The sequence below is a fragment of the Geminicoccus flavidas genome, assembly GCF_009806515.1.
In the GTDB taxonomy this organism is placed as follows: domain Bacteria; phylum Pseudomonadota; class Alphaproteobacteria; order Geminicoccales; family Geminicoccaceae; genus Geminicoccus; species Geminicoccus flavidus.
On record NZ_WUJP01000216.1, the window covers coordinates 1 to 6238 of the forward strand.

6 protein-coding genes are annotated in these 6238 nt (G+C 61.7%); all 6 read right to left on the reverse strand.

The window, feature by feature from the left end; all coding sequences use genetic code 11:
* Positions 1 to 136: 136 nt before the first annotated feature.
* On the reverse strand, positions 137 to 439 hold the full coding sequence (locus EQG76_RS06010; RefSeq protein WP_159711509.1) for a DUF4326 domain-containing protein: 303 nt from the start codon (positions 437 to 439) through the stop codon (positions 137 to 139).
* Positions 440 to 634: 195 nt separating this feature from the next.
* Complete coding sequence (locus EQG76_RS06015) at positions 635 to 1975, reverse strand: TolC family outer membrane protein (protein ID WP_235031225.1); 1341 nt, start codon at positions 1973 to 1975, stop codon at positions 635 to 637.
* A 57-nt stretch (positions 1976 to 2032) separates the two neighbouring features.
* On the reverse strand, positions 2033 to 4096 hold the full coding sequence (locus EQG76_RS06020) for a TonB-dependent receptor domain-containing protein (RefSeq protein WP_200840592.1): 2064 nt from the start codon (positions 4094 to 4096) through the stop codon (positions 2033 to 2035).
* 258 nt (positions 4097 to 4354) lie between these two features.
* Positions 4355 to 4933, reverse strand: coding sequence for a TetR/AcrR family transcriptional regulator (locus EQG76_RS06025; RefSeq protein WP_159711513.1), 579 nt, complete (start codon positions 4931 to 4933; stop codon positions 4355 to 4357).
* On the reverse strand, positions 4930 to 5277 hold the full coding sequence (locus tag EQG76_RS06030) for a DMT family transporter (protein WP_159711515.1): 348 nt from the start codon (positions 5275 to 5277) through the stop codon (positions 4930 to 4932). Before EQG76_RS06030 ends, EQG76_RS06025 begins: the two co-directional genes overlap by 4 nt.
* A 355-nt stretch (positions 5278 to 5632) precedes the next feature.
* On the reverse strand, positions 5633 to 6238 hold a 606-nt coding region (locus EQG76_RS06035; RefSeq protein WP_159711517.1), incomplete at its 5' end, for a hypothetical protein.

The window sequence follows — 6238 nt, forward strand, 5'->3', positions numbered from 1 at the left end:
GGACGCGATCAGCGCCCGCAGCGTTCGTTCTCGGTTGATCATAAAAGAGGTATCGCCCGGGTAGCGCCCGGGCGCCTGTGAATCAGGGTGAATAATCCGGCGTTACCGTGACTTGCCGGGACGGATCAGGTGATTGTTAGTCCGGTGAACGCTCCTGCAGCCAGGCGGCCGCCCGCTCCAGCACGTCGCCAGGGCAGGCCAGCGGCGCGCAGCAGCAGCACAGATTGCAGCCGTGCAGCGCACGGACCTGATCAGCGAAGCCCGACTGGTGCCGGATCTTGCGCCACAGGTGCCGGCGGTACAGCGCCAGCGCCACCACGCCCGCACGGTCGCCGTCGCGGCCCAGCACGAACGGGTTACCGAACGGCGTCCCGCGCATGATGTCGGCCGCGCCCTCGGACACGAGGCCGCCGTGGTAGTGCTTGTTTAGGACAGGCACCTACGCACTTCATGCCATGCCGGCTGTATGCTGTTCGATTGCGTGTACAAGCTCATTGCTGAGGATCCGCCCAGCATAGCTGTCTAGGGCGCCTTAGCTCCCCTCAAGGAGTATATGCGCAGCCAGGATCACTCCTGGGATACTACCTTCGTTTACATGTAACGATGATCGCACGCCCGGCAGATAATTGATTATTTACTCTAGCGGCTCGCCCAGCCCAAACAGCCGGGAGCGGTTTTCCTTGTAGTAGGCCTCGGCGTCGTAATGCTCGACCGGCAGGTCGAGCCGATCGGCGGTAAGCTGGCCCACCGAGGCCAGCAGCGCATAGGCCGCGATCGCCTCATTGGCCTGGGCGCGCACCAGCTCAACCTGGGAACCGAACAGTTCCTGCTCGGCGTCGAGCACGTCGAGCACAGTGCGCGAACCGACCTGGGCCTCCTGCTCCACGCCTTCTAGCGCGATCCGGTTGGCGCGCACCTGGGCCTGGCGCGACTGGATGTTGGAGGTGCTGGTCTGCAGGGTTTTCCAGGCCGTAGTCACGTTCTCCGCGACGCTGCGCTGGGTGGAGACCAACTGCTCGTCCCGCTGCCGCGCGAGCTGCTTGTTCTGGCGGACCTGCGAATATTCGGTACCGCCCTGATAGAGGGGTACGGTGACCTGAATGCCTATCTGCCCATCACGCTGCCAAGCTAAGTTGGTCGAAGGTTCATTTGCGTAGGAGGCGCTAGCGCGCAGGTCGACCTGCGGCAGGAGTCTCGAGAACGCGACGTCGACATCGTCCTTGGCGGCCGCCAGCGTGTACTGCGCAGTCGCGATGTTCGGGTTGGCGGCTGCCAACTCCTGGGCTTCCGCCTCGTTGGCCGGGAGAGCGGCCGGACGGACCGGCTGGTCGACGTTCTGCGGCTCCTGGGCGATGATCCGCCGGAACGTGGCGATCGAGTTGGCGAGCAGCCCTTCCGCCTCGACCCGCGAGGCCGTGGCCGCAGACAGCCGCGCCTCGGCCTGGGCCACATCGGTGCGCGCCACCTCGCCGACGTTGAACCGGTCGCGGGTCGCCTGGAGCTGCCGCTGCAGCCGCTTCTCGTTGTTGATCGCCAGTTCCAGGACCGAGCGGTCGCGCCATACGCCGGCATAGGCCTGCACTGCGTCGTAGAGCACCTGCTGCTCGGTCACGATCAGGTTGGCGCGGTTGGCGCGGACCGTGTTCTCCGAGGCGCGCAGGTTGGCATCCAGCCCGCCGCCCCGGTAGAGCGGCTGAGTCACGCTCAGGCCGATCGATGAGGAGTCGAGCGTGGCTTTGCCAACGCTGGAGTCCATGTCCACCGCATTATAGCTGGCTGTCCCGCTCACCTGCGGCCGATAGCCCGAAAGTGCCTGCGAAACCTGTTCATCGGTCGCCCGGAGCTGCGCGCGGGCAGCACCCAACTCGGGATTGGTGCTGTACGCATTCGCGAGGGCTTCCTGCAGCGTCTGCGCCTCGGCGGTACCCGCAGCAAAGGCTCCCAGGGCCGAAGCGAGCACCAAGAACTTCTTCAACCGCATTCCAGGTTCCAGTAAGCTGTGAATCAAGCGAGGCTGTAGGCTTCCAGAGGATCAGAAGCGCGCAGTGAGCCCGGCGAAGTAGCGTCGCCCGGGTACGTAGAAGTCGGTCGAGCCATTGTCTGCAGTGTCCTCGTTCGCGATGTTGAGGACGCCGGCCCGTAGGGTCAGGTTCTCGTTGAGCTGGTAGGCGCCGGTTAGGTTGAACAGTACGTAGGCTTTAGCGAAGGTATCGCCGCCGCCTAGCTGCTTGCTGGCATAGTCTGCGGAGAACTCGGCGGAGATCGTCTCCGTGGCCTGCCAGTCGAGTGCCGACCAGACTGACCATTCCGGCGTCGACAGTAGGTCTGCGCCGGTCGTGAGGTTCTTCGCCTCAATCATGTAGGTGAAGTTGGTCCGCCAGATCAGGCTATCGACAACCGGCACCACCGCCGAGCCTTCCAGGCCCTGGGTGCGCGCCTTCTCGGCATTCTGCATCTGGGTCCACCACTGGCCGTTGAAGAAACCGAGCGGCGCATAGTCGATCTTATTCTTGAAGTCGGTGTGGAAATAGGTGAGGCCCAGGTCCCAGCCGTCATCATTGTGGTAGCCGACGCCGACCTCGTAGTTGGTGCTGGTCTCCGGTTCGAGGTCAGGATTGCCCGCCATGTAGCAGCCGCCGGACACGTAGCCGAGCGGGATCAGGCTGGTGCAGCCAAAGCCGCGCGAGAAGGTCGCCGCGCCGGCGGTGCTTTCCGTTAAGCTGGGCGCCCGAAAGCCACGGGCGACACCGCCGCGCAGGGTCCATTCCGGCAGAGGGTGATAGACTAGGTAGGCGCGCGGACTGGCATGGCTCCCATATTCGTCATGGAAGTCGCCTCGCAGGCCGAGCGTCAGGGACAGGTTGTCCAGGAGGTAGATCTCGTCCTCGATGAACAGCGCCGAGGTGTCGCCATCCACCGTGGCACCGCTCACCGGATTGCCCTCATAGTCGACCGGGACGGTGCCGATCGTTTGGGTGTTGGTCAGCTTCTCTCGCTTCCACTGACCGCCGATCGTGATGGCCTGCGGGAACAGGAAGTCGACCGGCAGGTTGAAGCTGCCATCGATGAACTGCTCGGTCGAATCCGACTTGCCGTCGTCGATCTCGTTCTTGAACTCGTTCTGGTAGATCGCCAGCGTCGACCGGCCGAAGCCCCAGTCGCCCTCATGGGTGAGGCCGATCGATCGACGCTCCAACTTGGTTGCACCCCAGGCGTCTTGGAGGGGCTCGCCTTCTTCATCCGTCTTCGACGAACTCTCAGCCCGCTGCTTGCCGTAGCCAAGGTCGAGCGCGAGGTTCTGGCTGGGCGTGAAGTCCCAGTTCAGCTGAGCGTCGATGTTCTGGTTCTCGAAACCGCCGGCACCCAGCTCATCTGTCTCGTCGGGATCCTGCTGCGAGACGCTGCCGCTCAAGCGCAATCCCAGCGTGTCGGTGAGCGGGCCGCTGCCGCTGAAGCCCAGCTGGTAGGCATCGCCGCGATCGGAATCTTCGGCGAGCGTGTAGTTGGAAGTGACCGACCCGGCCCAGCTCCCCCCGGTCTTGCGTGTGATGATGTTGATCACCCCCCCCATGGCATCGGAGCCGTACAGGGACGACATCGGGCCGCGGACCACCTCGATCCGCTCGATCAGGTCGGGCGTGATCCAGTTCAGGTCCTGGCGGCCGAGATCGCGGCGATAGTTGGTGTCGGCCGAACTGCCGACCCGTTTCCCATCCACTAGGATCAAGGTGTACTGGTCGGGCAGCCCGCGCAGCTTGATCTTGGACGCCTCGCCTTCCGGGCCATAGCCACCGGTCACGCCGGGAATACGGCGCAGTACCGTCGCCAGGTCGTTGGTCGGCTGGCGCTCAATGTCCTCGCGGGTGATGACGCTGATGCTGGCCGGCGCATCCCTTAGGTCGACCGGGGCTCCGGTAGCGGTCACCACCACTGGCGAGAGCCGAATGGCATCGTCCGCTTCCCCGAACGCTTCAATAGCGGGCGCATCTGTTACGTCCTCTAGCATGGGTTGCGCAGCCTCGTCGTTGGTTTGACCAAAAGCCGGCTGGAAGGTGGCGGCGGTCAGGACCGAGGTCAGCAATAGCCTGCGCGCCAAGGAGCCGGGGTCCGGTCTCATAATGCTTCTTACTCCGCAGATGTGGCACTGAGCGCAGGACGAGCCGCTCAAGCAGAGCGATTACCGCCACTCGGCACACCATTGCCGGTACGGAGAAAGCAAGTCCTTAGCTCTAACAGGGCCGCACCTATGCAATCTAGCAAGAAATTGTAAATGAATATCTTTTATAACTAATTGATTATTATTACAATATCATCAAGTGTCTAGCCAGTTACTGCTGCACCTCAATTGTTAACACTATAGATCGCCGGCGCTCTTCGTCATGGCGATCAGTCGAGCACGCAGATCTTCCTGATTGGGCAGCAGGCGGTACCCAAAGTCCAACAGGCCAGCTAACCACACGCCGTCAGCAGCGAGGCGGACTATGGCGAGGTCCATGCCGTCATCAGTCTCCTTGTGCCTATCGAGCCTCCTTGCGAGCCATTCGGCCCACAACCATCGAAGCCCTGGATCAGCCACCGACGACGCCGAAAGTGCGGCCCATCGGCTTTCAATCTCTAGTTCGCGCTTGGTGTACAACGTGTTCACATAGGCCCGCGTGAAGCGTCCCCATGGCTCAGGATCCTGCTCCATCAATGCATCGATCTCGGCATCGAAATGCTGGAGCAGGTCCAAGAACACGCCCTCGATCAGCGCATGCTTGTCAGGGAAGTGGTGGAACAATCCGCCTTTGGTTACACCAGCCGCCTGCGCCACGGCCTGTATGGTGACCGCAGCTAGCCCCTGCTTAACGGCCAGCTTGGCTGCTTGATCGAGTAGAGCACGCCGCACCTTGTCCGGCTGTTTCTTGCGGGTATAGCCCGTTTGCGTGCTCACGAGTGGGCCACACTGTTTGAGAAGACGTTTATCACCACGACGCCCGCCACGATCAGGGCGATCCCGATGATGGCAGCCAGATCGACCGTGAAGCGGAACACGAAGACGCTGACGAGGGTGGTCAGGATGATCCCCACGCCGCCCCAGATCGCATAAGCGACGCCGAGCGGGATGGCCTTTAACGCTTGCGACAGGAAGAATAGTGAAGCGGCAAAGCACGCAATTGTCGCTACAGCTGGGATGAACCTCGTAAACTGCTCTGATCTCTGAAGCATCGAAGACCCTGCCACCTCAAAAACGATGGCGAAGGCGAGCAACCCATAGGCGGACAGGGAAGAGGGCATAGGCGAACTCTCTCGGTGCGGACTCCGTCGTGGAAGGAAGATACCAACCGGTTGGTATGATCGCAACTCCCAAAATCTCTCGTGTTCTTCCGCATTCTCCCTGGTTAGCTTCGTTCTCAAGCCTGTAGCCGGTGAATGATCGCGGCCTGGTCGGCGACGGCGTGTAGGCAGTACCAAACGGCCGGCGGCGCGGTGACGGTCAGGATGTATTGCGTGTTGTCGCGCCCGTTAGGCGCCCGAGTACTCGGCAGCCAACGAAGAAGCCGGCAGTGCCAGAACTTAGGTGCTGGGCGAAAGAGACTACCAGTTTCGTGCGGCCGTCGACGCGGGAGTCGCGTCGAGGACTTAGACGCTGTTAGCTTGAGGGTGGGAAAGCTGGCTTGAGTTGCTCCGGAAGGTCATCAGGCAGCAGCATGGTGTACTGGGGTGAGGGAGGTTCGTAGGGAGCATCGATGAATCTGCGCTCGCCTTTCACTAGTTCGAGCCTCTTTAAGAACAAGTCCACGAAATCCCTGAACTCCAATACTTCCGCAAGGGTGAGCGCCGCCTTGTCATGAGCATGAACACTGGCGTTGCGTATGTCCCGCAACTGCCAGAACAACTTGTAGTCGCTTCTTGAGATTTTGCCCGCCTTCTCAAGGCGGCTCACCAAGCGCACCAGCGTTGTATGGGGCCCCCGGAGAAGCTCGCTGTCGCGCATCATGGCTGCCGCCTTGCTTTCGAAGTTCCGCCAGACCTCAACGACTGCCAATGACGGATCGATCTCGAACAATTGCAGCACCTTGTCCTTTGGATCGATGGAGGTCGGGACGGTTCCTCCAACCGTCAGCTTCAGTTCTTCCACCCCTTCGCGAGCCTCGATAAAGTCCTCGCGTATCGTTACCTCTACATCCTTGTACCGGACCGCTTTGACGAAACGGGTAAATTTGGGGGCTTGCCTGGGGATGATCAGGAGCGCTGC

Coding starts and splice junctions, on each gene's coding strand:
- EQG76_RS06030 (WP_159711515.1), bottom strand. CDS start 5,277: ATGCCCTCTTCCCTGTCCGCCTATGGGTTGCTCGCCTTCGCCATCGTT.